The sequence below is a fragment of the Bilifractor sp. HCP3S3_D3 genome (assembly GCF_052063915.1).
In the GTDB taxonomy this organism is placed as follows: Bacteria; Bacillota; Clostridia; order Lachnospirales; family Lachnospiraceae; genus Bilifractor.
This window is the reverse complement of sequence record NZ_JBQHWP010000055.1, coordinates 1-630: the sequence shown is the minus strand read 5'-3', so window position 1 is coordinate 630 and position 630 is coordinate 1. Positions and strand designations below refer to the sequence as shown.

Annotated in this window: 2 rRNA genes; both read right to left on the bottom strand. The window is 55.4% G+C overall.

What is annotated here, in order from left to right:
* Positions 1-7 precede the first annotated feature (7 nt).
* A 5S ribosomal RNA gene (rrf, locus tag ACTNDI_RS14005) occupies positions 8-125 on the bottom strand.
* Between the two features lie 97 nt (positions 126-222).
* Positions 223-630: ribosomal RNA gene (locus ACTNDI_RS14000) — 16S ribosomal RNA — on the bottom strand; the annotation flags it as partial.

Here is a 630-nt window from a genome sequence, read left to right as displayed (position 1 = left end):
GTAAGGATGCTGGCGGCCGCCTATCTTTCCATACTGTCTCCGGCATAGTATTTTCGGCCGCCCGGGTCTTAACCATCGTGTTCGGAATGGGAACGGGTGTCTCCCCCGGGCGCATCGCCACCAGCAAGTTATGCAGTTGTTTCTGCGGTAACCGGATTTCTCCGCGCTTGTTACCTTGACAACTCAACAGTAAAACACATCTTTTACTCATTCATTCCTTAGAAAGGAGGTGATCCAGCCGCACCTTCCGATACGGCTACCTTGTTACGACTTCACCCCAGTTACCGGCCCTGCCTTCGACTGCTCCCTCCCTTGCGGGTTGGGTCACAGGCTTCGGGCATTGCCGACTCCCATGGTGTGACGGGCGGTGTGTACAAGACCCGGGAACGTATTCACCGCAGCATTCTGATCTGCGATTACTAGCGATTCCAGCTTCGTGTAGTCGGGTTGCAGACTACAGTCCGAACTGGGACGCGTTTTTTGAGATTCGCTCGGCCTCGCGGCTCTGCTTCCCTCTGTTCACGCCATTGTAGCACGTGTGTAGCCCAAATCATAAGGGGCATGATGATTTGACGTCATCCCCGCCTTCCTCCAGGTTCTCCCTGGCAGTCTCCTCAGAGTGCCCAGCTT